This window comes from Pseudomonas sp. GD04158 (assembly GCF_029834875.1).
GTDB classification, from domain to species: Bacteria; Pseudomonadota; Gammaproteobacteria; order Pseudomonadales; family Pseudomonadaceae; genus Aquipseudomonas; species Aquipseudomonas hydrolytica.
In genome coordinates this window covers 45,742-72,690 of the sequence record NZ_JAODYT010000004.1, presented here as the reverse complement: position 1 = coordinate 72,690, position 26,949 = coordinate 45,742, and the positions used below count along the sequence as shown (strand labels likewise).

22 protein-coding genes are annotated in these 26,949 nt (G+C 64.0%); 9 read left to right on the top strand and 13 right to left on the bottom strand.

The window, feature by feature from the left end; genetic code table 11:
* Positions 1-92: 92 nt before the first annotated feature.
* The 6 genes from fabI to N7333_RS02835 are packed head-to-tail and all read right to left on the bottom strand — an operon-like array spanning position 93 to position 8,301.
* Positions 93-887: an enoyl-ACP reductase FabI gene (fabI, locus tag N7333_RS02860; protein ID WP_024308006.1), complete on the bottom strand. Its 795-nt coding sequence runs from the start codon at positions 885-887 to the stop codon at positions 93-95.
* A gap of 28 nt (positions 888-915) precedes the next feature.
* Positions 916-2,529 carry an ABC transporter ATP-binding protein gene (locus N7333_RS02855; protein WP_012018486.1) on the bottom strand — a complete coding sequence of 538 codons (1,614 nt, stop codon included), beginning with the start codon at positions 2,527-2,529 and terminating at the stop codon, positions 916-918.
* A 1-nt stretch (position 2,530) separates the two neighbouring features.
* Positions 2,531-3,550 (bottom strand): ABC transporter permease, encoded by a 1,020-nt coding sequence (locus N7333_RS02850; RefSeq protein ID WP_003239960.1) that lies wholly within the window; start codon positions 3,548-3,550, stop codon positions 2,531-2,533.
* Between the two features lie 2 nt (positions 3,551-3,552).
* A complete protein-coding gene (locus N7333_RS02845; protein WP_003239962.1) occupies positions 3,553-4,626 on the bottom strand; it encodes a microcin C ABC transporter permease YejB in 1,074 nt (357 codons plus the stop codon).
* Position 4,627: 1 nt separating this feature from the next.
* A complete protein-coding gene (locus N7333_RS02840) occupies positions 4,628-6,475 on the bottom strand; it encodes an extracellular solute-binding protein (protein ID WP_003239964.1) in 1,848 nt (615 codons plus the stop codon).
* On the bottom strand, positions 6,472-8,301 hold the full coding sequence (locus N7333_RS02835) for an extracellular solute-binding protein (protein ID WP_129482404.1): 1,830 nt from the start codon (positions 8,299-8,301) through the stop codon (positions 6,472-6,474). The genes N7333_RS02840 and N7333_RS02835 overlap by 4 nt, the downstream gene beginning before the upstream one ends.
* Positions 8,302-8,448: 147 nt before the next feature.
* Here N7333_RS02835 and N7333_RS02830 point away from each other — a divergent pair, with 147 nt between their 5' ends.
* Positions 8,449-9,891, top strand: coding sequence for an HDOD domain-containing protein (locus tag N7333_RS02830; RefSeq protein WP_129482405.1), 1,443 nt, complete (start codon positions 8,449-8,451; stop codon positions 9,889-9,891).
* Here the strand turns inward: N7333_RS02830 and N7333_RS02825 are convergent, their stop codons facing one another.
* The gene (locus N7333_RS02825; RefSeq protein ID WP_129482406.1) at positions 9,892-11,466 is read right to left on the bottom strand and encodes a LysM peptidoglycan-binding domain-containing protein; all 1,575 of its coding nucleotides are present in this window, start codon (positions 11,464-11,466) and stop codon (positions 9,892-9,894) included.
* Positions 11,467-11,638: 172 nt separating this feature from the next.
* Entirely contained in the window at positions 11,639-12,412 is a 774-nt protein-coding gene (gene gloB / locus N7333_RS02820) for a hydroxyacylglutathione hydrolase (protein ID WP_129482407.1), read from the bottom strand.
* Positions 12,413-12,484: 72 nt separating this feature from the next.
* On the opposite strand from gloB, the gene N7333_RS02815 reads away from it, so the two are divergent.
* From N7333_RS02815 to nudC, 7 genes are all read left to right on the top strand, one after another.
* A complete protein-coding gene (locus tag N7333_RS02815) occupies positions 12,485-13,243 on the top strand; it encodes a methyltransferase domain-containing protein (protein ID WP_003239977.1) in 759 nt (252 codons plus the stop codon).
* A gap of 40 nt (positions 13,244-13,283) precedes the next feature.
* A complete protein-coding gene (gene rnhA / locus N7333_RS02810) occupies positions 13,284-13,736 on the top strand; it encodes a ribonuclease HI (protein ID WP_012018492.1) in 453 nt (150 codons plus the stop codon).
* Between the two features lie 103 nt (positions 13,737-13,839).
* Complete coding sequence (gene dnaQ / locus N7333_RS02805; protein ID WP_279858455.1) at positions 13,840-14,568, top strand: DNA polymerase III subunit epsilon; 729 nt, start codon at positions 13,840-13,842, stop codon at positions 14,566-14,568.
* Between the two features lie 122 nt (positions 14,569-14,690).
* On the top strand, positions 14,691-16,934 hold the full coding sequence (locus N7333_RS02800) for an Orn/Lys/Arg decarboxylase N-terminal domain-containing protein (RefSeq protein ID WP_129482409.1): 2,244 nt from the start codon (positions 14,691-14,693) through the stop codon (positions 16,932-16,934).
* Positions 16,935-17,136: 202 nt separating this feature from the next.
* Positions 17,137-17,949 (top strand): crotonase/enoyl-CoA hydratase family protein, encoded by an 813-nt coding sequence (locus N7333_RS02795; RefSeq protein WP_129482410.1) that lies wholly within the window; start codon positions 17,137-17,139, stop codon positions 17,947-17,949.
* A gap of 46 nt (positions 17,950-17,995) precedes the next feature.
* Positions 17,996-19,675, top strand: coding sequence for a ferrous iron transporter B (locus tag N7333_RS02790; protein ID WP_129482411.1), 1,680 nt, complete (start codon positions 17,996-17,998; stop codon positions 19,673-19,675).
* Positions 19,675-20,496, top strand: a complete 822-nt coding sequence (gene nudC / locus N7333_RS02785; RefSeq protein ID WP_129482412.1) for an NAD(+) diphosphatase — start codon at positions 19,675-19,677, stop codon at positions 20,494-20,496. Before N7333_RS02790 ends, nudC begins: the two co-directional genes overlap by 1 nt.
* 46 nt (positions 20,497-20,542) lie before the next feature.
* On the opposite strand, the gene N7333_RS02780 is transcribed toward nudC, so the two are convergent.
* Positions 20,543-21,322 (bottom strand): TSUP family transporter, encoded by a 780-nt coding sequence (locus tag N7333_RS02780; protein WP_129482413.1) that lies wholly within the window; start codon positions 21,320-21,322, stop codon positions 20,543-20,545.
* A 101-nt stretch (positions 21,323-21,423) separates the two neighbouring features.
* On the opposite strand from N7333_RS02780, the gene N7333_RS02775 reads away from it, so the two are divergent.
* On the top strand, positions 21,424-22,071 hold the full coding sequence (locus tag N7333_RS02775; RefSeq protein WP_003239994.1) for a hypothetical protein: 648 nt from the start codon (positions 21,424-21,426) through the stop codon (positions 22,069-22,071).
* Between the two features lie 233 nt (positions 22,072-22,304).
* On the opposite strand, the gene N7333_RS02770 is transcribed toward N7333_RS02775, so the two are convergent.
* The 4 genes from N7333_RS02770 to N7333_RS02755 all read right to left on the bottom strand — a co-directional run bounded on the left by N7333_RS02770 (position 22,305) and on the right by N7333_RS02755 (position 26,944).
* Positions 22,305-23,072, bottom strand: a complete 768-nt coding sequence (locus N7333_RS02770) for an SDR family oxidoreductase (protein WP_003239997.1) — start codon at positions 23,070-23,072, stop codon at positions 22,305-22,307.
* A gap of 16 nt (positions 23,073-23,088) precedes the next feature.
* Positions 23,089-24,156, bottom strand: coding sequence for a phosphotransferase family protein (locus tag N7333_RS02765; protein WP_129482414.1), 1,068 nt, complete (start codon positions 24,154-24,156; stop codon positions 23,089-23,091).
* 267 nt (positions 24,157-24,423) lie between these two features.
* Positions 24,424-25,413, bottom strand: a complete 990-nt coding sequence (locus N7333_RS02760; RefSeq protein WP_003240002.1) for an alpha-L-glutamate ligase-like protein — start codon at positions 25,411-25,413, stop codon at positions 24,424-24,426.
* Positions 25,414-25,417: 4 nt separating this feature from the next.
* A complete protein-coding gene (locus tag N7333_RS02755) occupies positions 25,418-26,944 on the bottom strand; it encodes an inactive transglutaminase family protein (protein WP_003240004.1) in 1,527 nt (508 codons plus the stop codon).
* Between the last annotated feature and the right edge of the window lie 5 nt (positions 26,945-26,949).

The following is a 26,949-nucleotide window of genomic DNA, read 5'->3' as shown; positions in this document are numbered from 1 at the left end:
AGCAAAGTGCGGCGTTGTGGGTTCAGGCACGGCTGGGCCGTGCATGGGGAGCAGCGGAACCGGGCATCGCTCTACGATGCCCGGCGACCTTCTCAGTCTTCCATGGCGCCCATGGCGGTGGTGTTGAAGCCACCGTCGACGTACATGATCTCGCCGCTGATGCCCGAGGCCAGGTCGGAGCAGAGGAAGGCACCGGCGTTGCCGACTTCCTCGATGGTGACGTTGCGGCGCAGCGGGGTCTGCTTCTCGTTGGCGGCCAGCATCTTGCGGAAACTGGCGATGCCGCTGGCAGCCAGGGTACGGATCGGGCCGGCGGAAATGGCGTTGACGCGAGTGCCTTCCGGGCCGAGGCTGCCGGCCAGGTAGCGCACGCCAGCTTCCAGGCTGGCCTTGGCCATGCCCATCACGTTGTAGTTCGGCATGGTGCGCTCGGCGCCCAGGTAGGAGAGGGTGAGCAGGCTGCCGTTGCGGCCCTTCATCATCTCGCGACCGGCCTTGGCCAGGGCGACGAAGCTGTAGGCGCTGATGTCGTGGGCGATCTTGAAGCCTTCACGGGTGGTCACTTCGGTGAAGTCGCCATTGAGCTGGTCGCCCGGGGCGAAGCCGACCGAGTGGACGATGCAGTCCAGACCGTCCCACTTCTTGCTCAGCGCTTCGAACACCGCGGCGATTTCCTCGTCGCTGGCCACATCGCAGGGGAAGCACAGGTCGGCGCTGGAGCCCCAGCCGGCGGCGAACTCTTCGACGCGGCCCTTGAGCTTCTCGTTCTGGTAGGTGAAAGCCAGCTCGGCACCTTCGCGGTGCATGGCGGCGGCGATACCCGAGGCGATGGACAGTTTGCTGGCAACGCCAACGATGAGTACGCGCTTACCGGTTAGAAAACCCATTGTGCTATTCCTCTTCCTGTTTCAAGGATCAGTGAGCCGTTGCCGGGGCCATGAAAGCGGCTTCCAGCAACTGCTGCGTATAAGGGTGTTGCGGTGCGCTGAAGATCGACTCGGCAGACCCCTGTTCCACTACCTGGCCCTGCTTGACCACCATCAACTGGTGGCTCAGCGCTCTGACTACCGCCAGGTCATGGCTGATAAACAGATAGGTCAGGTTGTACTTGGCCTGCAAGCCGCGCAACAACTCCACCACCTGGCGCTGAACCGTGCGGTCGAGCGCCGAGGTGGGCTCGTCCAGCAGAATCAGCGCCGGTTTCAACACCAGTGCCCGGGCAATGGCAATCCGCTGCCGTTGCCCGCCGGAAAACTCGTGGGGGTAGCGATGCCGCGTCTGCGGGTCCAGCCCTACCTCCAAAAGCGCGTCGATGATCGCCTGTTCCTGCTCTGCCTCGCTGCCCATGCGGTGAATGCGCAGGCCTTCTCCGACGATCTGGGCCACCGACATGCGTGGGCTCAGGCTACCGAAGGGGTCCTGGAACACCACCTGCATCTGTCGCCGCAGGGGACGTACCTCATGCTGGCTCATGCCCTGCAGCTGCTGGCCCTGAAAGCGGATGTCACCGCGGCTGGCGAGCAACCGCAGAATGGCCATGCCCAGGGTGGACTTACCGGAACCGCTTTCACCCACGATGCCCAGGGTTTGGCCCTGGGGCAGGCTGAAGTTGATGCCGTCCACTGCCTTGACATGATCCACCGTCCGGCGCAGCAGCCCCTTCTTGATCGGGAACCACACGCGCAGGTCGTCCACTTCCAGTATCGGCTGGCCCACGGGGTTGGCCGCGGGATCGCCGCTGGGCTCGGCGCCGAGCAGTTCCCGGGTATAGGGATGCTCTGGAGCCTGGAACAATTGTTCACACGACGCCTGTTCGACGATGCGACCGCGCTGCATGACACATACGCGATGGGCAATTCTCCGTACCAGGTTGAGATCGTGGCTGATCAGCAGCAAGGACATTCCCAGGCGCGCCTGCAGATCCTTGAGCAGTTCGAGGATTTTCAGCTGCACGGTGACGTCCAGCGCGGTGGTGGGCTCGTCGGCGATCAGCAGCTCGGGCTCGTTGGCCAGGGCCATGGCGATCATCACCCGCTGCCGCTGGCCGCCGGAAAGTTCGTGCGGGTAGGCCTTCAGGCGTTTCTTCGGTTCGGGAATGCCCACCAGTTCCAGCAGCTCCAGGGTACGTGCGCTGGCGGCCTTGCCGCGCAACCCTTTGTGCAGGGCGAGCACCTCGTTGATCTGCTTCTCGATGCAGTGCAGCGGGTTGAGCGAGGTCATCGGCTCCTGAAAGACCATGGCGATGCGGTTGCCACGGATGCCGCGCAGGCGGCCCTCGCCGAGCTTGAGCAGATCCTGCCCGGCGTACTCGATGCTGCCGGCCGGATGCCGCGCCAGCGGGTAGGGCAAAAGGCGCAGGATGGAGTGCGCCGTGACCGACTTGCCCGAGCCACTCTCGCCAACCAGGGCCAGGGTCTCGCCTTTATGGATGTCGAAGCTGACGCCTTCGACCACGCGCTGGCACTGTTCGCCCATGACGAACTCGACGGCCAGGTCGCGTACTTGCAGCAGGGTTTCGTTCTGGCTCATGTCATTTCCTCGGGTCGAAGGCATCGCGGGCGGCTTCGCCGATGAACACCAGCAGGCTCAGCATGATCGCCAGCACGGCGAAGGCGCTGATGCCCAGCCAGGGCGCCTGCAGGTTGCTCTTGCCCTGGGCGACCAGCTCGCCCAGCGACGGTGCGCCAGGCGGCAGGCCGAAGCCGAGGAAGTCCAGCGCAGTCAGCGTGCCGATGGCGCCGGTGAGGATGAAGGGCATGAAGGTCATGGTCGAGACCATGGCGTTGGGCAGGATGTGGCGGAACATGATGGCGCCGTTGCCCATGCCCAGCGCCCGCGCCGCACGCACGTACTCGAGGTTGCGGCCGCGCAGGAATTCGGCGCGCACCACGTCCACCAGGCTCATCCAGGAGAACAGCAGCATGATGCCCAGCAGCCACCAGAAGTTCGGCTGCACGAAGCTGGCCAGGATGATCAGCAGATAGAGCACCGGCAGGCCGGACCAGATCTCGAGAAAGCGCTGGCCGAGCAGGTCGACCCAGCCGCCGTAGAAGCCCTGCAGGGCGCCGGCGATGACGCCGATCACCGAACTGGCAAGGGTCAGGATCAGGGCGAACAGCACCGAGATGCGAAAACCGTAGATCACCCGCGCCAGCACGTCGCGCCCCTGATCATCGGTGCCCAGCCAGTTCTGCGCCGAGGGTGGGGCAGGGGCCGGAACCTCCAGTTCGTAGTTGATGCTCGAATAGCTGAAGGGAATCGGCGGCCAGATCATCCAGCCGTCCTTTTCCGCGATCAGCTCCTGGATATAGGGGCTCTTGTAGTTGGCCTGCAGCGGGAACTCGCCGCCGAACACCGTTTCCGGGTAGCGCTTGAGCACCGGGAAGTACCACTGCCCGTCATACCGCACGGCCAATGGCTTGTCGTTGGCGATCAGCTCGGCGCCCAGGCTCAGGGCGAACAGGATGAGGAACAGCCACAGCGACCACCAGCCACGCTTGTGCGCCTTGAAACGGTCGAAGCGGCGTTGATTGAGAGGGGAGAGTTTCATGCTCAACCCTCCCGGCTTTCGAAGTCGATGCGCGGATCGACCAGGGTGTAGGTGATGTCACCGATCAGTTTCACGATCAGCCCCAGCAAGGTGAAGATGAACAGGGTGCCGAACACCACCGGATAGTCGCGGTTGATCGCTGCCTCGAAGCTCATCAGGCCCAGACCATCGAGGGAGAAGATCACCTCGATCAGCAGGGAACCGGTGAAGAAGATGCCGATGAAGGCGGCAGGGAAACCGGCGATGATCAGCAGCATGGCGTTGCGAAACACATGGCCGTAGAGCACGCGATGGTTGGTCAGGCCCTTGGCCCGGGCCGTGATCACGTACTGTTTGTTGATCTCGTCGAGGAAGCTGTTCTTGGTCAGCAGGGTCAGGGTGGCGAAGTTGCCGATCACCAGGGCAGTGACTGGTAGCACCAGGTGCCAGAGGTAGTCGAGGATCTTGCCGCCTAAGCTGAGCTCCTCGAAGTTGTTCGAGGTCAGCCCGCGCAGCGGGAACCAGTCCCAGTAGCTGCCCCCGGCAAACAGCACGATCAGCAGAATGGCGAAGAGGAACGCCGGGATGGCGTAGCCGACGATGATCGCCGAGCTGGTCCAGACGTCGAAGGCGCTGCCGTGGCGGGTAGCCTTGGCGATGCCCAGGGGGATGGAGACCAGATACATGATCAGGGTGCTCCATAGTCCGAGCGAGATCGACACCGGCATCTTCTCGATGATCAGGTCGATGACCTGAGCATCGCGGAAGAAACTGGCACCGAAGTCCAGCTGGGCGTAGTTCTTCAGCATGATCCAGAAGCGTTCCGGCGCCGACTTGTCGAAGCCGTACATCTTCTCGATCTCGGCGATCAGCTGCGGGTCAAGGCCCTGGGCGCCGCGGTAGTTGGAGCCGGCCACCGAGACCTCGGCACCACCGCCGGCGATGCGGCTGGTGGCGCCATCGAAGCCTTCGAGCTTGGCGATCATCTGCTCCACCGGCCCGCCGGGGGCGGCCTGGATGATGATGAAGTTGATCACCAGAATGCCGAACAGGGTCGGGATGATCAGCAGCAGACGGCGGATGATATAGGCCAGCATGTTATTGCTCCGCCTGTTCGGCCGCTTGCCGCTGCGCTGCGCTGGGCTGCTCGAGGCCCGGGCGTACCCACCAGGTGTGCAGGCCGATGTCGTACAGCGGCGTTACCTTGGGATGCTCGAAGCGGTTCCAGTAGGCGACGCGCCAGGTCTTGATGTGCCAGTTGGGGATCACGTAATGGCCCCACAGCAGGACACGGTCAAGAGCGCGGGTATGGGCGATGAGGCTTTGCCGCGAATCGGCGTTGATCAGGCCTTCGACGAGCTGGTCGATGGCCGGGTCCTTGAGGCCGATGTAGTTGCGGCTGCCGGGATTGTCGGCGCTGGAGGAGTGCCAGTATTCGCGCTGCTCGTTGCCCGGCGAGTTGGATTGGCCGAAGCCGCCGACGATCATGTCGAAGTCGCGCGAGCGCAGACGGTTGATGTACTGCGAGACGTCGACGCGGCGAATCACCAGCTCCATGCCGAGGTCGGCCAGGTTGCGCTTGAAGGGCAGCAGAACGCGCTCGAACTCGGTCTGCGCCAGCAGAAACTCGAAGCTCACCGGCTGGCCGCCTGCGTCGAGCATGCGGTCGCCCTCGATGCGCCAGCCGGCCTGCTGCAAAAGCTGATAGGCGCGGCGCTGCTGTTCGCGGATGATGCCGCTGCCGTCGGTGACCGGTACGCGGAACTCTTCGCTGAACACCTCGGCCGGAATCTTGCCCCGTAGCGGCTCGAGAATCGCCAGCTCGTCTTCACCGGGCAGGCCCTGCGAGCCCAGTTCGGAGTTATCGAAATAGCTGCGGGTGCGAATGTAGGCGCCGTTGAACAGGCGCTTGTTGGCCCATTCGAAGTCGAACAGCAGGCCCAGGGCCTCGCGTACGCGGCGGTCCTGGAACTGCGGGCGGCGGGTGTTGAAGATGAAGCCCTGCATGCCGGTCGGATTGCGGTTCTGGATCTCTTCCTTGATCAGCTGACCGTTGGCGACGGCGGGGATGCTGTAGGCAGTCGCCCAGTTCTTCGCACTGGTTTCCAGCCAGTAATCGAACTGTCCGGCCTTGAGTGCTTCCAGGGCCACGGTGTTGTCGCGGTAGTAATCGACCTGCATCTGGTCGAAGTTGTAGAAACCGCGGCTCACGGGCAGGTCCTTGGCCCACCAGTCCTTGACGCGCTCATAGCGGATACTGCGCCCGGCCTGCACCCGGCCGACGCGGTAGGGGCCGCTGCCCAGCGGCACTTCCAGATTGCTGCGGCTGAAGTCGCGCTCGGCCCACCAGTGCTTGGGCAGCACTGGCAGCTGGCCGACGATCAGGGGTAACTCGCGGTTGCCGGCGTGCCTGAAGATGAAGCGCACGCTGTGCGGCGACTCCACCTCGACGCGCTCGACGTCGGCGTAGTAGCCGCGGTACATGGGCGCGCCTTTCTCCATCAGGATGTCGAAGGTGAACTTGACGTCCTCGGCGGTGACGGGCTCGCCATCGTGAAAGCGCGCTTCCTTGCGCAGTAGGAAACGCACCCAGGCGTTGTCCGGTGCCTTCTCGATCTTCTCGGCGAGCAGGCCATAGCTGGTGAAGGGTTCGTCCAGGCTCTGCACCGTGAGGGTGTCGTAGATCAGGCCGATGTCGGTAGCGGAAACGCCCTTGCTGATGAAGGGGTTGAGGCTGTCGAAGCTGCCGAAGCCGGCCTGGCGGAAAATGCCACCTTTCGGTGCGTCAGGGTTGGCGTATTCGAAGTGCTGGAAGTCGGCGGGATACTTCGGTGGTTCATCATAGAGGGTGGCGGCGTGCTTGGGGGCGGCGAGGGCGAGGCCGGCCAGGCCGAGCAAGATGAGGCTGCTACCGTGGAGCAGGATACTGCGCAGCGGGTGGATCATCGAGCGTTCTCCGTAGGCTTCAGCCACCAGGTGCGCAAGCCCAGGGTATAGGGCGGCGTGGTGACGAAGGCGAACCGGTTGCGGTACGCCAGGCGGTGATAGTTGATGTACCAGTTGGGAATGCTGTAGTGCTGCCAAAGCAAGACCCGGTCCAGCGCGCGGGTGGCCGCGATCTGTTCGTCCCGGGTCTGCGCCGACAGCAGTTTGTCGATCATCTCGTCGACCACCGGGTCACTGACCCCCGCATAGTTGCGGCCACCCTTGATGCCCACCTGGCTGGAATGGAAGTACAGCGACTGTTCCAGGCCGGGGCTCAGGGTCTGTGGCAGGGTGAGCAGGATCATGTCGTAGTCGAACTGGTCGAGGCGTTGCTTGTACTGGGCACGGTCGACAGTGCGCAGATTGGCGCGAACGCCGACGCTGGCGAGGTTGGCGACATAGGGTTGAAGAATGCGCTCGAGGCTGGGGTTGACCAGCATGATCTCGAACTCGAGGCGCTCGCCGCGGGCGTTGCGCAACTCCTGGCCGGCGGGCTTCCAGCCGGCGTCGGCCAATAGACCGAGCGCGCGACGCAAGGTTTCCCGAGGGATGCCGCGGCCATCGGTTACCGGTTGTGTCGGCGGTTCGGTGAACAGCTGGGCGGGTAGCTTGTCGCGGTGTGGCGACAGCAGCAGCCATTCGGCGCCCTCGGGCTTGCCGGTGGCCGAGAACTCGCTGTTGGGGTAGTAGCTGGTCGCGCGCACGTAGGCGTTGTTGAACAGGGTGCGATTGGTCCATTCGAAGTCGAACATCAGCCCCAGCGCCTGCCGCACCCGGCGGTCGGCGAACGTGGCGCGCCGGGTGTTCATGAACAGCGCCTGGGTCTGGGTCGGTATCTGGTGCGGAATCTCGGCGCGGATCACGTCGCCGCGGATGACGGCCGGGAAGCGATAGCCGTTGGCCCAGTTCTTCGCCTGGTTCTCGATATAAAAGTCGAACTCACCGGCCTTGAAGGCTTCGAAGGCCACATGGTTGTCGCGGTAGAACTCCACTTCGACCCGGTCGAAGTTGTACTTGCCGCGGTTGACCGGCAGATCCTCGCCCCACCAGTTCTTCACGCGCTGAAACACTAAGCGTCGGCCGGGTACCACCTGGATGATGCGGTAGGGGCCGCTGCCCAGAGGAGGTTCGAAGGTGGTCGCCTTGAAGTCGCGGTCCTTCCAATAATGCTGCGGCAGTACCGGCAATTCGCCGAGACGCAGGATCAGCAGCGGATTGCCGGCGCGCTTGAACACGAAGCGGATGCGATGGCGGCCGAGAATGTCGACCCGTTTCACTTCCTGCAGGTTGGTACGGTATTGCGGATGGCCATCGCTGCGCAGCAGGCGGTAGGAGAAGGCCACGTCATAGGCGGTAATCGGCTTGCCGTCGTGAAAGCGTGCTTCCGGGCGCAGGTTGAACACCACCCAGCTGCGGTCCTCGCTGTACTCCACGCTTCTGGCGATCAGGCCGTAGCTGGAGGCTGGCTCGTCCCCGGACGGATCGTAGGGGCCGGTGCCGACCATCAGCGGTTCGTTCAGCTCGGTCACGCCGTACTGCAGGAAATGCGCGGTGGAAATCGGGCTGCTGCCCTTGAGTGGGTAGGGGTTCAGTGTATCGAAAGTGCCCGAGGCCATGATGCGCAGGGTGCCGCCCTTGGGCGCCTCGGGGTTGACCCAGTCGAAATGGGTGAAGCTGGCGGGGTACTTGAGTGTCCCGAACTGGGCGTAGCCGTGGCTTTCGCTGATAGTCGCAGAGGCGGGAAAGCTCAAGGCCAGGCTCAGGGACAGCAGGAGGAGGGGACGCATCGGGCGTGAGATCCGATCCATGGCGGCTTTTGGGCTTCTGGGTCGGTACAGTAACAGCTTGTCTGGGCAGGAAAAAGAGCGCCGTTCCGGGCGAGCAGTGACGGCACTTTGGCATACACTTCATGTACACACCACGAGGGTACGAATTTGTCGGAACGCAGCCATGGTTTGCAGTCATGGATCGATCGCCTGAACCAAGCCGAACTACCCGCGCTGGCCGCCGTGGTGCAGGATCTGCAGCGCCTGGCCCAGCAGGATTCGGCCTCGGTGCAGCAGCTGGCCGACGTGTTGCTGCGTGACGCAGCGCTGACCAGCAAGGTGCTGCGGGTCGGCAACAGCGTCTATTACAACCCCTCGCAGGAAACCATCAAGACCATTTCGCGGGCCATCGTGCTGATCGGCTTCGACAATGTGCGACTGATCGGGCTGTCGGTGAGCCTGATCGACGGCCTGCTCACCCGCGCGCCCCGCGAGCAGTTGCAGGAGCTGCTCGCGCGTTCCTTCCACGCCGCCGTACAGGCACGCAACATCGCCGGTTACGTGCTCTCCAAGCATGCCGAGGAAGTGTTCATCGCCGCCTTGCTGCATCATCTCGGCGAGTTGGCCTTCTGGGGCTGTGGCGGTGAGCAGGCCGATGAACTGGCCGCGGCCCTGGCGCAACCGGGGGTCGAAACCGAGGAGGCGGTGCGCGAGGTGCTGGGCACCAGCTTCCGGCAACTGACCCAGGGGCTCGTGAAAAGCTGGAACCTGGGCGAGACCGTCAGCCTGGCCCATGCCGGCGCCAATCAGCACGACCCGGCGGCCTATGCGGTGCAGCTGGGGGTGCGTATCAGCGAGGCGGCGCTGCAGGGCTGGGATTCGCCAGAGATGGAAGCCGTGCTGGCGAAGATGGCCGCATTCGTCGACCTCAGTCCGGAGGAGGCGCTGCAGCAGGTGCTGGCCAGTGCCGACGAGGCGGTCAAGGTGGCCTCCACCTTTGGCGCCAGCAAGCTGTGTCGGCTCATTCCCAATACCGACCCCGAGCAGATTCGCCTGCAGCAGGAAGAGCGCAAGGCGCGCCTGTTGCAGCCGGACCTGCTGGTCATGCAGCAGGCGCTGCAGGACCTCGGCCTGATGGTAAGCAAGCGCGCCGATGTCGGCCTGATTCTCGATACCCTGCTCAAGGGGCTGCACCGCGGCGCCGGTCTGGAACGGGTGATGCTGGCGGTGCTGGCGGATGGGCAGAGCTGTTTTCGCGCCAAGCGCGTGATGGGCGACAAGACCGAGCAGTGGCTGCAGGACTTCGTTTTGCCTGCCGAGCAGGTCGAGCAGCCCCATATCTTCAGCTATGCACTGCGCCACCGCGAGCCGATCTGGATGGGGGTGCCGGCCAGCTACAACCTGGCCGAGCTGGTCACTCAGCCGATCCGCCGCAGCCTGGGCGCGGGAATGTTCTTCATCGCGCCGATCATCGCGGGAACGCGAGAGATCGGGGTGCTCTATGCCGACAGCAGGTTATCCGGCAGGGCGCTGCGCCACGAACAGTTCGTGGCCTTCCAGCGCTTTACCCAGTTGACCGGGCGCTGCCTGGAGGCGATCAGCAAGCGTTGATCAGGGCAGGAAGAGCGTCACTGTCTGCCCGGGGCGCAACGTGCTGCTGCGCGGGTTCCAGGCCTGCAATCGCTTGAGGTCGATCTTGAAACGCTTGGCGATGACGTACAGCGAATCGCCTTGCTGAACCCGGTAGTAGGTGGCCTTGTCGCGCGCACTGCTGGCTGGCTTGGCGCTGGCGACCTGTGTGGCGCCTGCGCCCGGTTCCGTCAGATTGAGCACCTGGCCAACTTTCAGCTGGTTGCCTTGCAGTTTGTTCCAGCGCTGCAGGTCGTGCACGGCGACCTGGTTGGCGCGGGCGATCTGCCACAGGTTGTCGCCGTTCTTCACCTGATAGGTGCGCGCCGCCGGAGCCTGAGCCACGCTACGCTGCTGATACAGCGGCTCGCTCGGCTGCACGCCGGGCTTGCCGGGAATGGTCAGCACCTGGCCGATGCGCAGATTGTTGCCGCTCAGACGATTGACGTCCTTGAGCATGCTCACGCTCAGGTGATGACGGTTGGCGATGCCGTGCAGGCTGTCGCCGGAACGTACGGTGTAGCTCTGCCAGTCGACCAGCTCCTGAGGCTTCATCAATGCCAGGTTGGCGCTGAGCAGTTCGGCCTTTTCGGTCGGTACCAGGAGGTGCTGCGGGCCGTCGAGCGTGATGCCGCGTTTGTAGGCGGGGTTCAGCTGCAGCAGTTCCTGCTCATCCAGGTCGGCCAGTTTGGCGACTCGGGAGAGGTCCATGTGCTGCTTGATCGCGACCTGCTCGAAGTAGGGCTCGTTGGCAATCGGTGACAGCGTCACGCCATAGGCCTCGGGCGTCAGGATGACCTGCGACAGGGCCAGGAGTTTGGGCACGTAGTCCTCGGTTTCCTTGGGCAGCGACAGGTTCCAGTAGTCGCTGGGCAGGCCGAGCTTTTCGTTGCGTTCGATGGCGCGGCTGATGCGGCCTTCGCCGGCATTGTAGGCGGCCAGGGCGAGCAGCCAGTCGCCGTTGAACATCTCGTGCAGGCGGCTCAGGTAGTTGAGGGCGGCCTGGGTCGAGGCGGTGACGTCGCGCCGGCCGTCGTACCAGTTGGTCTGGCGCAGGTTGTAGTGACGACCGGTGGAGGGAATGAATTGCCAGAGACCGACGGCATGGGCGGAAGAGTAGGCCTGCGGGTCGTAGGCGCTCTCGATCACCGGCAGCAGGGCCAGCTCCATCGGCATGTCACGTTCGGCCAGGCGCTCGACGATGTAATGGATGTAGGGAGCGCTGCGCTCGCTGACGGTGTCGACATGCCGCGGGTTGCTGGCGTACCAGAGGCGCAGACGTTCGATGCGGGGGTTGATGCCGATCTCGTCCTGAAGCTTGAAGCCGTCGCGCATGCGTTCCCAGATATCGGTGTACTCGCGCGGTTTGACCTGGTTGTTGAGCCACTCCGGCTCGCGCTCCAGGCCCACGGCTCGGGAGGTGTCAGCCGAGCGGTCCGGGGTATCGCTGGGCAGGCTCTGACAGCCGGCCAGGATCATGCTGCACATCACCGCTAGCGCTCGAGCGCTTCGCACCAATGCCTTTGTATTCAATGGCTTGCGTGATGATAAAGGCATTGGGTGAGGTGTTTGTCCCGGCGAAAAGATCGGGCGATTCTAGGAACCGAAGCGGGGGTGGTCAAGTTTTCGCCAGCCATTTGTGACCGGCATCCCGTCGGTCACCCAGATGGGGCGTTGCGGGTGCCGGGGACGCTGGCGCTCGGCAATTCTCTGCCTGCCTTGCGGGCCCTCAGAAGCGGTCCTTCCAGGCGCGCAGGCTGGCGAACACGGCGCTCGGTTCGCTCGAGGACCGCTCGTCGTTTCGTTTGGCGGCCTCGATCACGCCGGGCTCGCCGGTGCGCAGAAAGGGATTGGTGGCCCGCTCCAGCTCGATGCTCGAGGGCAGGCTGATGCGGCCCTCGTCGCGCCAGCGGCTCACCTCGGCCAATCGCGCGCTGACGTCCGGGTTGTGCGGCTCGACGGCATGGGCGAAGCGCAGGTTGCTCAGGGTGTACTCATGGGTGCAGTAGACCCGTGTTGCACCAGGCAGGGCGGCCAGACGGCTAAGCGACTGGTGCATCTGTTGCGGCGTGCCCTCGAACAGGCGACCACAGCCGCCCGCGAACAGGGTGTCGCCACACAGCAGCAGATTCTGCTCGGCGTGGTAATAGGCGATATGACCGAGGGTATGGCCAGGCACGGCCATGATCTGGAAACGCAGGCCGAGCACCTCGATCAGGTCGTTGTCGCCCAGATCCACGTCACGCGCCGGGATCTTCTCCGCCGCCGGACCGGCGACGCGTGCGCCGGTGGCCTTCTTCAGCTGTTCGACGCCACCGACGTGGTCGAAGTGGTGGTGGGTGATCAGGATATCGCTCAGCGTCCAGTCGCCATGAGCCTCCAGCCAGGCCAGTACCGGCGCCGCATCACCTGGGTCGACCACCGCGCAGCGGCGGCTGGTCGGGTCCTGCAGCAACCAGATATAGTTGTCGTTGAAGGCGGGCAGCGCGTCGATCTGAATCATTGTGGGTCGCTAAGCTGGTGATAAAGGTGCATCTTAGACAGGACATGCAGAACCTGTCATGCGGAGGCAGCGATGACTGATCAGGCATTCGCCCAGGCCGACCCCGAGTGGCTCAAGCTCATCGGCGAGGCGCGCGACTGGCTTGCCGGGCCGCTCGGCCAGCTGTTGCTGGAGGAGGAGCGGCGCCTGCTGGAGGAGGAGCTGGCGCGTTTCTTCGGCGGTTATCTGGTGAGCTACGGGCCAGGCGCCGAAGGCCCGCCCAAGGCCGGGCAGATTCAGCACAACGTGCGCCTGGGCGCGCCGATGCCCGGCGTGCAGATCGTCTGCGAGGAGCAGTCCTGGCCGCTGGGCGAGCACGCGGCCGATGTGGTGGTGCTGCAGCATGGTCTGGACTTCTGTCTGTCGCCACACGGCTTGCTGCGCGAAGCGGCGCGCAGCGTGCGGCCGGGCGGGCACCTGCTGATTCTGGGTATCCATCCCTGGAGCGGCTGGGGCGCGCGGCGTCTGTTCGCGCAGGACGGGCTCAGGCAGGCGCGCTGCATCTCCCCCAGTCGAGTGGGTGACTGGCTGACGCTGCTGGGCTTTGCGTTGGAGAAACGGCGGTTCGGGTGCTATCGTCCGCCGCTTGCGTCGCTCGCCTGGCAAATGCGCCTGCGGCGACTGGAACGTTGGGGGGAGGCCTGGCAACTGCCGGGGGCCGGCTTTTACCTGCTGGTAGCGCGCAAGCTGGTGGTCGGTTTACGGCCGCTGCGGCAATCGCGTCGTGAGCCGATGGGCAAGCTGTTGCCATTGCCGGTGGCCAAGATCAGCCGCCGCGACATCGATACCTGAAAGGCTCCCCCGACTGGTCAATTCCGTACAGAGCCTGTGAATGTCTGAAACCGATGAAGTGGTGATCTACACCGACGGCGCCTGTAAGGGCAATCCCGGCCCCGGAGGCTGGGGGGCATTGCTGGTCTACAAGGGCGTGGAAAAGGAGTTGTGGGGCGGGGACCCCAGCACCACCAACAACCGCATGGAGCTGATGGCGGCGATTGCCGGCCTGATCGCCCTGACCCGGCCCTGCTCGGTCAAGCTGGTGACCGATTCGCAATATGTGATGAAGGGCATCCAGGAATGGCTGCCGAACTGGAAGAAGCGCGGCTGGAAGACCGCCTCGAAAGAGCCGGTGAAGAATGCCGACCTCTGGCAGAAGCTGGATGAAGAGGTCAACCGTCATCAGGTCAGTTGGCAGTGGGTGCGTGGGCACACCGGCCATCCGGGCAACGAGCGCGCCGATCAGTTGGCCAACCGTGGCGTCGACGAGGTGCGCTCGGCGCGCTGAGCCGTGGGGGCTCCACCTGGGTTAAGATGCCGCGCTGAAAATGTGGCAAGCAGATAGATGAGAGAGGCAAGGCGTGACAACCGATAACACCGTCAACCGCTATGTGGTGCTGGATACCGAAACCACCGGCATGCCGGTCACCGACGGGCACCGCATCATCGAGATCGGTTGTGTCGAACTGCTGGGGCGGCGCCTGACCGGGCGCCACTTCCATGTCTACCTGAACCCCGATCGCGAGATCGACGAAGGCGCCATCGCGGTTCACGGCATTACTAACGAGTACGTCGCCGACAAGCCGCGATTCAAGGATGTGGCCGATGAGTTCTACGAATTCATCAAAGGCGCCCAGCTGATCATCCATAACGCAGCGTTCGACGTTGGCTTCATCAACAACGAGTTCGCCCTGCTGGGGCAGAGCGAGCGTGCCGATGTCAGCGACTACTGCTCGGTGCTCGACACCCTGATGATGGCGCGTGAACGCCATCCGGGGCAGCGCAACAGCCTCGATGCGCTGTGCAAGCGCTATGGCGTCGACAACTCCAACCGCGAACTGCACGGCGCACTGCTCGACTCGGAGATCCTCGCCGACGTCTACCTGGCGATGACCGGTGGTCAGACCCATCTGTCGCTTGCCGGTGAGGGCGCCGATAGCGATGGCAGCGGTCGTCAGCAGGCTACGCCGATTCGTCGTCTGGATGCCGCGCGTCCGCGCACCCGCGTCATTCGCGCCAGCGAGGATGAACTCGCGGCGCACCTGGCGCGCCTGGCTGCCATCGAGAAATCCGCCGGTGGGCCGTCATTGTGGGCGCAGCTGGAAAAGGCGCCGGAATAACCGAGCAGCGCAATTGCGACCTTTTCTTATAGCGTGATGCACAGGGGGTTCCGCCGATCAGGGGGAGCCTCTAACCTGAGGCGATGGGCAGGCGAGGGCCTGCCAGCTTTCAGGACGTCAAAATGTATAAAGATCTAAAATTCCCCGTCCTCATCGTTCACCGCGACATCAAGGCCGACACGGTGGCCGGCGATCGCGTGCGCGCCATTGCGCGCGAGCTGGAACAGGACGGTTTCAGCATTCTCCCCACCGCCAGTGCAGCCGAGGGCCGCATCGTCGCCTCCACCCACCACGGTCTGGCCTGCATCCTGGTGGCCGCCGAGGGCGCGGGGGAGAACAGTCGTCTGCTGCAGGACATGGTCGAGCTGATCCGCGTGGCGCGGGTGCGTGCTCCGCAATTGCCGATCTTCGCCCTCGGCGAGCAGGTCACCATCGAGAATGCGCCGGCCGAGGCCATGGCCGATCTCAATCACCTGCGCGGCATCCTCTATCTCTACGAAGACACCGTTTCCTTCTTGGCCCGTCAGGTGGCGCGGGCGGCGCACAACTACCTCGACGGCCTGCTGCCGCCGTTCTTCAAGGCGCTGGTGCAGCACACCGCACAATCCAACTATTCCTGGCACACGCCCGGTCACGGCGGCGGCGTGGCTTACCGCAAGAGCCCGGTAGGCCAGGCGTTTCACCAGTTCTTCGGGGAAAACACCCTGCGTTCGGATCTGTCGGTGTCGGTGCCGGAGCTGGGTTCGCTGCTCGATCACACCGGCCCGCTGGCCGAAGCCGAGGCGCGCGCCGCGCGCAACTTCGGCGCCGACCACACCTTCTTCGTGATCAACGGCACGTCCACGGCGAACAAGATCGTCTGGCATTCGATGGTCGGGCGTGACGATCTGGTACTGGTGGACCGCAACTGCCACAAGTCGATCCTGCATTCGATCATCATGACCGGTGCGATCCCGCTGTACCTGTGCCCCGAGCGCAACGAGCTGGGCATCATCGGGCCGATTCCGCTGTCGGAGTTCAGCCGTGAATCGATCCAGGCCAAGATCGACGCCAGCCCGCTGGCACGCGGTCGCGCGCCTAAGGTCAAGCTGGCGGTGGTGACCAACTCCACCTACGACGGGCTTTGCTACAACGCCGAGATGGTCAAGCAGGCGCTGGGTGATTCGGTCGAGGTGCTGCACTTCGACGAGGCCTGGTACGCCTACGCCGCGTTCCATGAGTTCTATGCCGGCCGCTACGGCATGGGTACCCAGTGCGACGAGCGCTCGCCGCTGGTGTTCACCACCCATTCCACGCACAAGCTGCTGGCCGCGTTCAGTCAGGCCTCGATGATCCATGTGCAGGATGGCGGGCAGCGCCAATTGGACCGTGACCGCTTCAACGAAGCCTTCATGATGCACATCTCCACGTCGCCGCAGTACGGCATCATCGCCTCACTGGATGTGGCCTCGGCGATGATGGAAGGCCCGGCCGGGCGTTCGCTGATCCAGGAAACCTTCGACGAGGCCCTGAGCTTCCGTCGTGCCCTGGCCAACGTGCGCCGCAATCTCGATGCCGAGGACTGGTGGTTCAGCATCTGGCAGCCGGGCGAAGCCGATGGCGCCGACAGCCTGTCGACTGCCGACTGGGTGCTGCAGCCGGACGCCGACTGGCATGGTTTCGGCGAGGTAGCCAATGACTACGTGCTGCTTGACCCGATCAAGGTGACGCTGGTGATGCCCGGTCTCAACGCGGCCGGCAAACTGGAGGAGCGCGGGATCCCGGCGGCGGTGGTCAGCAAGTTTCTCTGGGAGCGCGGCCTGGTCGTGGAAAAGACCGGTCTGTATTCCTTCCTGGTGCTGTTTTCCATGGGCATCACCAAGGGCAAGTGGAGCACGCTGCTGACCGAACTGCTGGAGTTCAAGCGCAGCTACGACGCCAATCTGCCGCTGGTGGACGTGCTGCCCTCCATCGCTCATGCGGGTGGCGGCTGCTATCAGGGCATGGGGCTGCGCGATCTGTGCGATGCGCTGCATGGCTGCTACCGCGACAACGCCACGGCCAAGGCGTTGAAGAGCATGTACACGGCTTTGCCGGAAGTGGCGATCAAGCCGGCCGAGGCCTACGACCGCCTGGTGCGCGGCGAGGTCGAGGCGGTGCCGATCGATCAACTGCAGGGGCGCATCGCTGCCGTGATGCTGGTGCCTTATCCGCCGGGCATTCCGCTGATCATGCCGGGTGAGCGCTTCACCGCCGCGACCCGCTCGATACTCGACTACCTGGCCTTCGCGCGGACCTTCGATCAGGCCTTCCCGGGCTTCGACATCGACGTGCACGGCCTGCAGGCCGAGGCGGGGCAGTATTGCGTCGATTGTCTCGTGGAGTGATGTGCCCGAGGTGACTGCCGGGGGCAAGACCCTCGGCAGATCAAGCCCTTATCCGTGATACTCAAAGCGCTTGTTAACGTCCGGGGCGTGCCCTGCGTCACAGTGGCAAGCATCGACTTTTATCGCGTGCTTGTTATAGTTGCTCGGTTATTAATCACAAAATCGTTACTGTGCTGCCGAGCCACGGCTGAGGATGACTGCCATGTCCGACTATCAAGCCTTCCGCGTCGAGTTGGCGGACAAGATCGCCCATGTGCAGATCAACCGCCCGGACAAGGTCAATGCGATGAATGCCGACTTCTGGCGCGAGATCATCGAGATCTTCCGCTGGGTCGATGCCACCGATGCGGTGCGGGTGGTGGTGCTGTCCGGTGCAGGCAAGCACTTTTCCTCCGGTATCGATCTGATGCTGCTGGCCTCGGTTGGTTCCCAACTGGGCAAGGATGTCGGCCGCAATGCCGATGCCCTGCGCCGCAAGATCCTCGAACTGCAGGCTTCCTTCGTTGCCGTCGACCAGTGCCGCAAGCCGGTGCTGGCCGCGATCCACGGCTACTGCCTGGGTGGCGCCATCGACCTGATCAGCGCCTGCGATATGCGTTACGCCACGGTCGACGCGCAGTTCTCCATCAAGGAGATCGACATGGGCATGGCGGCCGATGTCGGTACCCTGCAGCGCCTGCCGCGTATCATCGGTGACGGCATGATGCGCGAACTGGCCTTCACCGGGCGCAGCATCGACGGCGCCGAGGCCGCGCGTATTGGTTTGGTCAATCGCACCTACGAGAGCCAGGAAGCCCTGCTGGCCGGGGTCATGGCAATCGCCGCGGACATTGCCGCCAAGTCGCCGGTGGCGATTCGCGGTACCAAGGAAATGATTCGCTACATGCGTGATCACCGGGTCGACGATGGCCTGGAGTACATCGCCACCTGGAACGCTGCCATGCTGCAGTCGGAAGACCTGCGTCTGGCCATGACGGCGCACATGACCAAGCAGAAACCGGAGTTCGCCGACTGATGCCGTATCCACTGTTGTCCGCTGCGAGTCTCGAGGTGCCTAGAGCATGGTGAGTGGAGCCACATCCCTGAACCTGGTGCGCGACGAACTGTTCGTCACCATGGAAGAGGCCGAGCAGAGCCTCGAGCACTTCATCGCCGAACGTCACAACGGCAGCCTGCTGCAACAGGCAGTGGAAAGCCTGCAGCAGGTGCGCGGCACCCTCAATCTGATCGAGCTGGCCGGCGCCGAGCTGCTGGCGCAGGAGGTGCTGGATCAGGCTACCGATATCCCCGCCGGCGCCGGCGAGGAGCGCGACGTGCAGTTGGCCGCGCTGAGCAACGCGCTGCACGTGTTGCGCCGCTATCTGGAGAACGTCGACGCCCATCGCCAGGAGATGCCCGAGCTGCTGCTGCCGGCAATCAATGACCTGCGCATGGCCGGCGCCCAGCAGCCTTTGCCGGAAAGCTTCTTCTTCAGCGTGCGCCTCGATCATGCGCGGCCGCACAGCGCTACCCAGCCGCTGGATGGCGCGGCCAAGCTCAGCGAAGGCAAGCGCCTGCGCCACATGTATCAGGTGGGGTTGCTCGGCTTCATCCGCGAGCAGAATCCGCAGGCCAGCCTCAAGCTCATGGTGCGCGCCATGGCGCGTCTGGACAGCCTGTTCGCCAACGAGGCACGCGGGCGCATGTGCTGGATCGGCGCCGCTGCCATCGAGGCGCAGTGCGATGGTCAGCTGCTGCCGCGCAAGGGGCGCAAGCAGCTGTTCTCGCGCCTGGATCGCGAACTCAAGCTGATGCTGAGCAATCCGCAGTACGAAGCGCCGCGCAGCCTGCTCAAGGAGCTGCTGTATCTGGTCGCGCTGGCCGACAGCCACGGTCCGCTCGCCAGCGCCATGCGCGAAGTCTTCGGGCTGACGCCGCTGCCGTTCACCGATCATCTGCTGGAAGAGGAATACCAGCGCCTGGCGGGGCCGGGGCAGGCGGTGATGCGTTCGCTGTCCACGGCGATTCGCGAAGAGCTGGCCAGCGTCAAGGACATGCTCGATCTGCTCGAGCGTGGCACCCTGCAGGGCGAAACCCTGGGTACTCTGCATGCGCTGCTGGGCAAGCTGGCCAAGACCCTGGGCATGGTCGGCCTCAACTCCGCGGGCAACTCGCTGAGTGCGCAGCTGCCGCTGGTGGCGGCCTGGAACGACAATACGGCCCCGCAGCCGGAGCAGTTGCACAAGCTGGCCGATGCCGTGCTGTATGTCGAAGGCATGGTGGCCAGCCTCGAGCGAGGCGAGGGGCGCGATACTCGACCGGCGCCGGTCGAGCCGGGCAACGAGGCCGACTCCTTCGCCAATCACCAGCTCAACGAGGCGCGTATCGTCGTGGTCGACGAGGCCCAGGCCGGTCTGGCGCTGGCCAAGCGCGCCATCACCGCATACCTGGAGGCGGGCGGCGACAAGATGCACCTGGCCAACGTGCCGTTCAGCCTGCAGGCGGTGCGTGGCGGGCTGTGGTTCCTCGAGCAGCGCCGGGCAGCCATGCTGGTCGGCGCCTGCGCCGACTATATCCAGACGCGCATGCTCGAGTCCGGGCAGATGCCGTCGGAGCAGATGCTGGAAACCCTGGCCGATGCGCTCAGCAGCCTGGAGTACTATCTGGAAGCCGGTGCCGTGATGCGGCCCGAGACCCGTCCCAGCGTGCTCGATCTGGCTGAAGAGAGCGTCAAGGCGCTGGGCATGCCGGTGGCGGCCTGATGATCTGGCGCAACGCCTTTCTCGACCCGGCCCAGCCGGGCGGCTGGGCGTTGCTCTACCACCAGCAGCATTTTCTGGCCGACAGCAACGGCGTGTTGTTTCCTCGCGACTGGATCAAGCGCCAAGACCTGCAGATCGTCGGCGAACAGGGCATCGGCTATTTCGGTGAGGACGCCATCTATCTACTGCAGGTGAAACCGTCGTCCATGCTGGATGGTTGCAGCTGGCAGAGCCTGCGTCAGTTCATGCTGCAAGGCGAGGCGGAGACTTTCCGCATGCTGGCGTACGCCGCGCAGATCGGTACCTGGTACGCCGAGCATCGCTTCTGTGGCAGCTGCGGTGCGCCGACGCGCCAGTTGCCGGGGGAGCGAGCGATGCGTTGCGACGGCTGCGAGTCGCAACACTATCCGCGCATCTCGCCGAGCATGATCGTGCTGGTCACGCGTGGGGACGAGATCCTGCTGGCCCGTTCGCCGCGCTTCGTCACGGGCGTCTACAGCACCCTGGCCGGCTTCGTCGAGCCGGGCGAATCGGTGGAGCATTGCGTGGCGCGCGAGGTGCGCGAGGAAGTCGGCGTCGAGGTGAAGAACCTGCACTACATCGGCAGCCAGGGCTGGCCATTCCCGCATTCACTGATGCTCGGCTTCCACGCCGAATATGCCGGTGGCGAAATCGTCATGCAGGAAGACGAGATCGAGGATGCGCGCTGGTTTCGCGTCGATGAGCTGCCGCCGTTGCCGGCTTCGCGTTCCATCGCCCGCCATCTGATCGATCTCTACGTGGCGCGCCGCCTCGGTCTGCCCGAGCCCAGTCTGCCGTAGGGCGGGGCAACCCGCCAAATCGATGCTGTGGCAGGTCGCACCCGCCCTACGCGACCCAGTGCTGCCAGACCAGGCGTGCGGTCAGTGCCAACACCACCAGAATGAACACCGGGCGAATGAATTTCGAACCGCCCTTGATTGCCGTGCGCGCGCCCAGGAAGGCGCCGACCATCAGTGCCGCGCCCATGCTCAGACCAAGCACCCAGGCCACCTGACCGAAGGCGATGAATACCGCCAGTGCCGCGGCGTTGCTGACGAAATTCATGGTGCGTGCCACGCCACTGGCGCGCACCAGGTCGAGCGGATACATCAGCAGGCTGCTGACCGTCCAGAAGGCGCCGGTGCCCGGGCCGGCCACTCCATCGTAGAAACCCAGACCAAGCCCCTGTGGCCACTGCCGGCCGCGGGCGATCGGCAGGTTCTGTTCCGTCGGAGCCTCGGGCATGCGGCCGAACAGCAGATACAGGCCGCAGGCGAACACCACCGCCGGCAGCATCTGGTTGAGCCAGGCGGCGGGCATCCAGTGGGCGATCACCGCGCCGAGCAGGGCACCAATCAGCGTGGCCAGCAAGGCGCTGCGCCACTGCCCGGGGTCGAACAGCTTGCGCCGGTAGAAGGTCAGCGCTGCGGTGCCCGAGCCGAAGGTGGCGCACAGTTTGTTGGTGCCGAGCACCAGATGAGGCGGCAGGCCGGCAGTGAGCAGGGCGGGGATGGTCAGCAGGCCGCCACCTCCGGCGATGGCGTCGATGAAACCGGCGGTGAAGGCGACCAGCGCGAGAATGGCCAGGGTGCTGGGGTCGATGGCGAGTTCGAGGGCGAAGGGCATATAAAGTGTCGACTTGTGGGCGAGTGCGCAGCCTGCTGGCTGTTCGCGGTGAGGCGAGCTGCGCATAATGCCGGGATTTCGTCAGAGAAGGAACGCAATCGATGCAATACGACGGGTTGGCCTGGGCCATGGCGCTGTTGGCCGTATTGGCGCTGCTGGTGGCATTGCGCATTCTGCTCAATACGGGCTGGTTCCTCGGCTGGCTGCGCGGTACCTGTGGTCTGGCATTTCTTGCGCTGGCGGGGCTGGTCGGCCTGGTGGCTTACGATCTCTATGCCTATGAGTCGCTGCAGCCAGGTAAACCCTTGGTGACGCTGAGCTTCAAGGCCGATGGCCCGCAGCGTTATCAGGTGACGCTGCTCGAAGGTGGGCGTGAGCGTACGGTGACCCTGGAGGGCGATCTGTGGCAGCTTGATGGCCGGCTGATTCGCTGGAAAGGTCTGGCCGAGTTGATCGGTCTCGAACCGGGTTACCGCCTGGAGCGGCTATCCGGACGTTTTCTCGCCATCGAGCAGCAGGCGTTGGCGCAACACGGTCGCGTACAGCTCGCGGAAAGCCCGTACGGTGTGGATCTGTGGCGCTGGCTGCGCCTGAGCCAGCGTGACCTGCTCCTGTTCGATCCGCAGGCGCTGCGCGTCACCTATCTGCCGATCGCCGCCGATGCGGTCTACAGCGTCAGCCTGACACCGACCGGTCTGCTGGCCGAGCCGATGAACCCGGCGGCAGAAGCGGCCTTGAAGGATTGGTAGCGGCCGCTTGCGGCAGAGGGTGCCCGAAGGGCGGGAGAGGGTAGTGGCGTTGTGCGCTTCCTGGCTGTCAGCGATGTAGGGTGGGCTTTAGCCCACACTGACCAGGATTGGCGGGCTAGAGTGCAGTGCCGTCCTGCCCAACAAATGAAAACCACTGAACCTGCGGTGCGCATCGCGTACCCAAAACGACAAAGGCACCTTGTAGGTGCCTTTGTCGTTCGGGGCATTTGGCTTCAGGAGAGGAAGCCGCCGTCCACGTTCAGCGCCACACCGGTGGTGTAGCTGGACGCTTCGCTGGCCAGGTACAGCACCGCGCCGGCCATTTCGCTGGGGTCGGCTACGCGCTTGAGCGGAATGCGCTGCAGCGCATGCTTGAGGATGGCGTCGTTTTTGGTCAGTGCCGAGGCGAATTTGGTGTCGGTCAGGCCCGGCAGCAGGGCATTGCAGCGAATGCCGAACTGCGCGCATTCCTTGGCGAACACCTTGGTCATGCTGATCACCGCGGCCTTGGTGACCGAGTAGATGCCCTGGAATTCGCCGGGGGATACGCCGTTGATCGAGGCGACGTTGATGATCGAGCCGCCGCCGTTTTCCTTCATCAGCTTGCCGCCTTCGATGGACATGAAGTAGTAGCCGCGGATATTCACGTCCACGGTTTTCTGGAAGGCGCCCAGGTCGGTGTCCAGCACGTTGCAGAACTGCGGGTTGGTGGCGGCGTTGTTGACCAGGATGTCGAGGCGACCGAACTGTTCCCTGATCTGCGCGAAGACGCTGGAGATCTGTTCCATCTCGCCGATGTGGCAGGCGATGGCGGTGGCCTTGCCGCCTTCGGCCAGGATGGCATCGGCCACGGCCTGGCAGCCCTCGATCTTGCGGCTGGAGACGATCACGTGAGCGCCTTGCTGGGCCAGCAGCTTGGCAATGGCCTCACCGATGCCGCGGCTGGCGCCGGAGACGAAGGCGATCTTGCCGTCGAGGTCGAACAGTTGGGTCTTGGACATTGTGATTACCCCGGGTTTAGAGAGTGGTTTTGCCGATGACCTGCAGGCTCATCTGCTCCAGCAGCTTGTTCATGTGGATGAACTGGGCGAAGCGCTTGTCCTGGGTCTGGCCGTGGTAGAAGCGGTAGTAGATCTGCTGCACGATGCCGGCCAGGCGGAACAGGCCGTAGGTGTAGTAGAAGTCGAAACTCTTGATCTCGATGCCGGCCTGCTCGGCGTAGTAATCGACGAACTGCTGGCGGGTGAGCATGCCCGGGGCGTTGCTCGGCTGGCGACGCATCAGCTGCACGGGGGGCGGATCGCCAGCTTCGATCCAGTAGGCCAGGGTGTTGCCCAGGTCCATCAGCGGATCGCCGATGGTGGTCATCTCCCAGTCGAGCACGCCGATGATCTGCATCGGGTTGCTCGGGTCGAGAATCACGTTGTCGAAGCGGTAGTCGTTATGCACGATGCCCGGCTTGTGATGATCGGCCGGCATCTTGTCGCGCAGCCAGGCCTTGACCGGCTCCCAGGTTGGTGCGTCGGGCGTCAGGGCCTTCTCGTAGCGCTCGCTCCAGCCCCTGATCTGGCGTTCGACATAACCCTCGGGCTTGCCCAGATCGCCCAGGCCGCAGGCGTGGTAGTCGACGTTGTGCAGCTCCACCAGCTTGTCGATGAAGCTCTTGCACAGCGCGGTGGTCTGCTCGGGGCTGAAGTTCAGCTCGGCCGGCATGTCCGAGCGCAGGATGATGCCCTTCACTCGCTCCATCACGTAGAACTCGGCACCGATCACGGATTCGTCGGTGCAGTGCACATAAGCCTTGGGGCAGTAGGGGAAACCGGCGTTGAGCTGGTTGAGGATGCGGTATTCGCGGCCCATGTCGTGGGCAGACTTGGCCTTGTGACCGAACGGCGGACGCCGCAGGACGAACTCCTGCTGCGGGTACTCGATCAGGTAGGTCAGATTGGATGCACCGCCGGGAAACTGGCTGATTCTGGCTTCGCCGCTCAAGCCGGGGATGTGAGCCTTGAGATAGGCATCGATGACGGTGGCGTCGAGTTCTTCGCCTGCGCGGATGCGGGTGGACTGGTCGGTGAGCGCCATGCTTATCCCTTCTGCTTATGATAGGTGCCCTAGATAATTGGCTAATCTAATGCTGCGCACGGGCTGCCACAAGCGATACGCGTCGTTATAGGTGGGCGTGTTGCACCGCAATCAAGTTGCTTGATCAGCCGCGACAGGGGCTTTCAGGATGGCGCAGGTGCGAGGGGGATGCGTAAGGGGCGCTGGGTGCGCCGGGGATGCCATCTCAAGACATGAGATGAGGGAGGCGGGCTGCTCGCACTGTGGCCAGCAGCCCGTTGCAACGGCTCAGTCGTCCTGCTTGACGCTGACGTGACCGAACAGCTCCTGGGAGAAGCGCACGCGCTCTTCGGGAGTTTCCTGCACGCCCTTGGCTTTCAGTTCTTCCAGGCGCGCTTCCACGGCATGGGCGCGATGAGTCAGGCCGCAGTCGTTGGCGATCTGGATGTTCAGGCCGGGGCGGGCGTTGAGCTCGAGAATCAGCGGGCCCTTGTCCTGGTCGAGAACCATGTCCACGCCGATGTAACCCAGGCCGCACAGCTCGTAGCAGCCGGCGGCAAGCTTCATGAAGCCATCCCAGTTCGGCAGTTGCACGCCGTCCACCGCGTTGGTGGTATCCGGGTGCTTGCTGATCTTGTTGTTCAGCCAGGTGCCGCGCAGGGTGACGCCGGTGGCCAGGTCCACACCGACACCGATGGCGCCCTGGTGCAGGTTGGCCTTGCCGCTGGACTGACGCGTCGGCAGGCGCAGCATGGCCATCACCGGGTAGCCCATCAGCACGATGATGCGGATGTCAGGCACGCCTTCGTAGCTGATGCTCTTGAAGATGGTATCCGGGGTCACGCGGTATTCGATCAGTGCGCGGTCGCGGTGGCCGCCGAGCGAGTACAGGCCGGAGAGAATGCTGGAAATCTGCTGCTCCAGCTCCTCATGGCTGACGATCTTGCCGGACACCGTCTTGAAGCGGTCCTCGAAACGGTCGGCGATCACCAGGATGCCGTCACCGCCGGCGCCCTGCGCCGGCTTGATGACGAAGTCGCTGCGCCCGGCGATGATCTCGTCGAGCTTGTCGATTTCCTTCTCGGTTTCGATGATGCCGTACAGCTCCGGCACATCGATGCCGGCCTCGATGGCCCGCTCCTTGGTGATGATCTTGTCGTCGACGATGGGGTACAGGTGCCGTTTGTTGTACTTCAGCACGTAGTCCGCATTGCGTCGGTTGATGCCCATGATGCCTTTGGCTTCAAGGGCCTTCCATGTCTTGATCAGGCCGAACATGGTCTTAGTCCTTGAGGAAGGCTTTGAAACGGAACAGTTCGGTCAGGCGGTAGCCGCGGTAGCGACCCATCGCCAGCATGAAACCCACCAGGATCAGCAGGACCGCCGGGAAGGTGAACACGAAGTACACCAGCTCCGGCACGCTCATCAGCAGGTGCGCCAGGGTCGCGGCCACCAGGGTGCCGATGGCGACCTTGAAGGCATGGCCGCCGCCGCGCTCTTCCCAGGTGATCGACAGGCGTTCGATGGTCATGGTCAGAATCACCATCGGGAACAGCGCCACCGACAGGCCGCGCTCCAGGCCCAGCTTGTGGCTGAACAGGCTGATGGCGGCGATCAGCACCACGACGAAGGTCAGCACCACCGACAGGCGCGGCAGCATCTGCAGTTTCAGGTGTTCCAGATAGGAGCGCAGCGACAGGCCGAGCGCGGTGATCACGGTGAACAGGAAGATGCCGAAGCCCAGCTGGGTTTCGCGGAAGGCGAGGGCGATCAGCACCGGGGTGAAGGTGCCGAGGGTCTGCAGGCCGCCGAGGTTGCGCAGAATCAGGATGACCAGCACGCCGATCGGGATCATCACCATGATCATGAAGGTCTGCTGGGTCTGCAGCGGCAGGCCGTACAGCGAGTATTCGAGGAAGCTGGCGTCGGTGTTCTCGTCGGTCAGCTTGGCCAGGCGGATGGCATTCATCTCGCTGTTGTTCAGGCTGAAGCTGACCTGAGCCTGACGGCCGCCTTCGAGGCTGACCAGGTCGCCATCGCCGATCCACCAGACCAGGCGATCGGCCGGCAGGCCCTGCTCACCGGTTTCCGGGTTGAAGTACAGCCACTTCTGGCCGTTGAAGCTGCGCAGCCACAGCTCCGGCGACTGCGCCACCTCGGCCTGCAGGCGAATGGTGTGTACGCGCTCCATCGGCACGTGGGCGATGGACAGCAGCAGGTCGACCACCTTGGCTTTGTTGGCGGTGGAGGCGTCGCCGCCGAGCAGCAGTTTTACGTTGTCGTCGTTGGCGTTGTTGACGCGCTTGATGGTCTCGCTGATGAAGGTTTCGACGTCGGCCGAGTGCTGGCGAATCGGCGCGAGCAGGGCTTCGGCGGCGATCTTCTCCGGGCCTTCGACCGGGATGCTGTCGCGGAAGATCGGGCCTTTGGCCGGCGGTTGTTCGCCGCTGTAGCGCTTGGTCAGCACCAGGCGGTAGTAGAGGGTCTGCTTGCCGTTGGCGCGACGCGCCGACCAGGTGACGCGGCGGTTGCCGTCGACGCGGTTGACGCTGACGCCATAGTTGTTGGAGATGAAGCTCTCGTTGAGGCTGACGTAATCCTGGTTCAGCGGCGGTACGAACATCTGCAGTTTCACCGGCTCGCGCGGGCTGGCCAGGAATTCGACCTTGGCGTCGATGTTCCACAGGTCGTCGGTTTCGTCCTCGGTCACCGGAATGCCGAGAATGAAGATTTGGTATGCCGTAATCAGAACGCCCAAGGCCACCAGCAGGGTGATCAGGACTTTCAGATGCAGGTTCAGAGAGCGCATGGGAG

What these genes read in the sequence shown, in the direction of transcription:
- fabI (WP_024308006.1), bottom strand. Translation starts at nt 887, where the DNA reads ATGGGTTTTCTAACCGGTAAGCGCGTACTCATCGTTGGCGTTGCCAGC.
- N7333_RS02855 (WP_012018486.1), bottom strand. Translation starts at nt 2,529, where the DNA reads ATGAGCCAGAACGAAACCCTGCTGCAAGTACGCGACCTGGCCGTCGAG.
- N7333_RS02850 (WP_003239960.1), bottom strand. Translation starts at nt 3,550, where the DNA reads ATGAAACTCTCCCCTCTCAATCAACGCCGCTTCGACCGTTTCAAGGCG.
- N7333_RS02845 (WP_003239962.1), bottom strand. Translation starts at nt 4,626, where the DNA reads ATGCTGGCCTATATCATCCGCCGTCTGCTGCTGATCATCCCGACCCTG.
- N7333_RS02840 (WP_003239964.1), bottom strand. Translation starts at nt 6,475, where the DNA reads ATGATCCACCCGCTGCGCAGTATCCTGCTCCACGGTAGCAGCCTCATC.
- N7333_RS02835 (WP_129482404.1), bottom strand. Translation starts at nt 8,301, where the DNA reads ATGCGTCCCCTCCTCCTGCTGTCCCTGAGCCTGGCCTTGAGCTTTCCC.
- N7333_RS02825 (WP_129482406.1), bottom strand. Translation starts at nt 11,466, where the DNA reads ATGCCTTTATCATCACGCAAGCCATTGAATACAAAGGCATTGGTGCGA.
- gloB (WP_129482407.1), bottom strand. Translation starts at nt 12,412, where the DNA reads ATGATTCAGATCGACGCGCTGCCCGCCTTCAACGACAACTATATCTGG.
- N7333_RS02815 (WP_003239977.1), top strand. Translation starts at nt 12,485, where the DNA reads ATGACTGATCAGGCATTCGCCCAGGCCGACCCCGAGTGGCTCAAGCTC.
- rnhA (WP_012018492.1), top strand. Translation starts at nt 13,284, where the DNA reads ATGTCTGAAACCGATGAAGTGGTGATCTACACCGACGGCGCCTGTAAG.
- N7333_RS02800 (WP_129482409.1), top strand. Translation starts at nt 14,691, where the DNA reads ATGTATAAAGATCTAAAATTCCCCGTCCTCATCGTTCACCGCGACATC.
- N7333_RS02795 (WP_129482410.1), top strand. Translation starts at nt 17,137, where the DNA reads ATGTCCGACTATCAAGCCTTCCGCGTCGAGTTGGCGGACAAGATCGCC.
- N7333_RS02790 (WP_129482411.1), top strand. Translation starts at nt 17,996, where the DNA reads ATGGTGAGTGGAGCCACATCCCTGAACCTGGTGCGCGACGAACTGTTC.
- nudC (WP_129482412.1), top strand. Translation starts at nt 19,675, where the DNA reads ATGATCTGGCGCAACGCCTTTCTCGACCCGGCCCAGCCGGGCGGCTGG.
- N7333_RS02780 (WP_129482413.1), bottom strand. Translation starts at nt 21,322, where the DNA reads ATGCCCTTCGCCCTCGAACTCGCCATCGACCCCAGCACCCTGGCCATT.
- N7333_RS02775 (WP_003239994.1), top strand. Translation starts at nt 21,424, where the DNA reads ATGCAATACGACGGGTTGGCCTGGGCCATGGCGCTGTTGGCCGTATTG.
- N7333_RS02770 (WP_003239997.1), bottom strand. Translation starts at nt 23,072, where the DNA reads ATGTCCAAGACCCAACTGTTCGACCTCGACGGCAAGATCGCCTTCGTC.
- N7333_RS02765 (WP_129482414.1), bottom strand. Translation starts at nt 24,156, where the DNA reads ATGGCGCTCACCGACCAGTCCACCCGCATCCGCGCAGGCGAAGAACTC.
- N7333_RS02760 (WP_003240002.1), bottom strand. Translation starts at nt 25,413, where the DNA reads ATGTTCGGCCTGATCAAGACATGGAAGGCCCTTGAAGCCAAAGGCATC.
- N7333_RS02755 (WP_003240004.1), bottom strand. Translation starts at nt 26,944, where the DNA reads ATGCGCTCTCTGAACCTGCATCTGAAAGTCCTGATCACCCTGCTGGTG.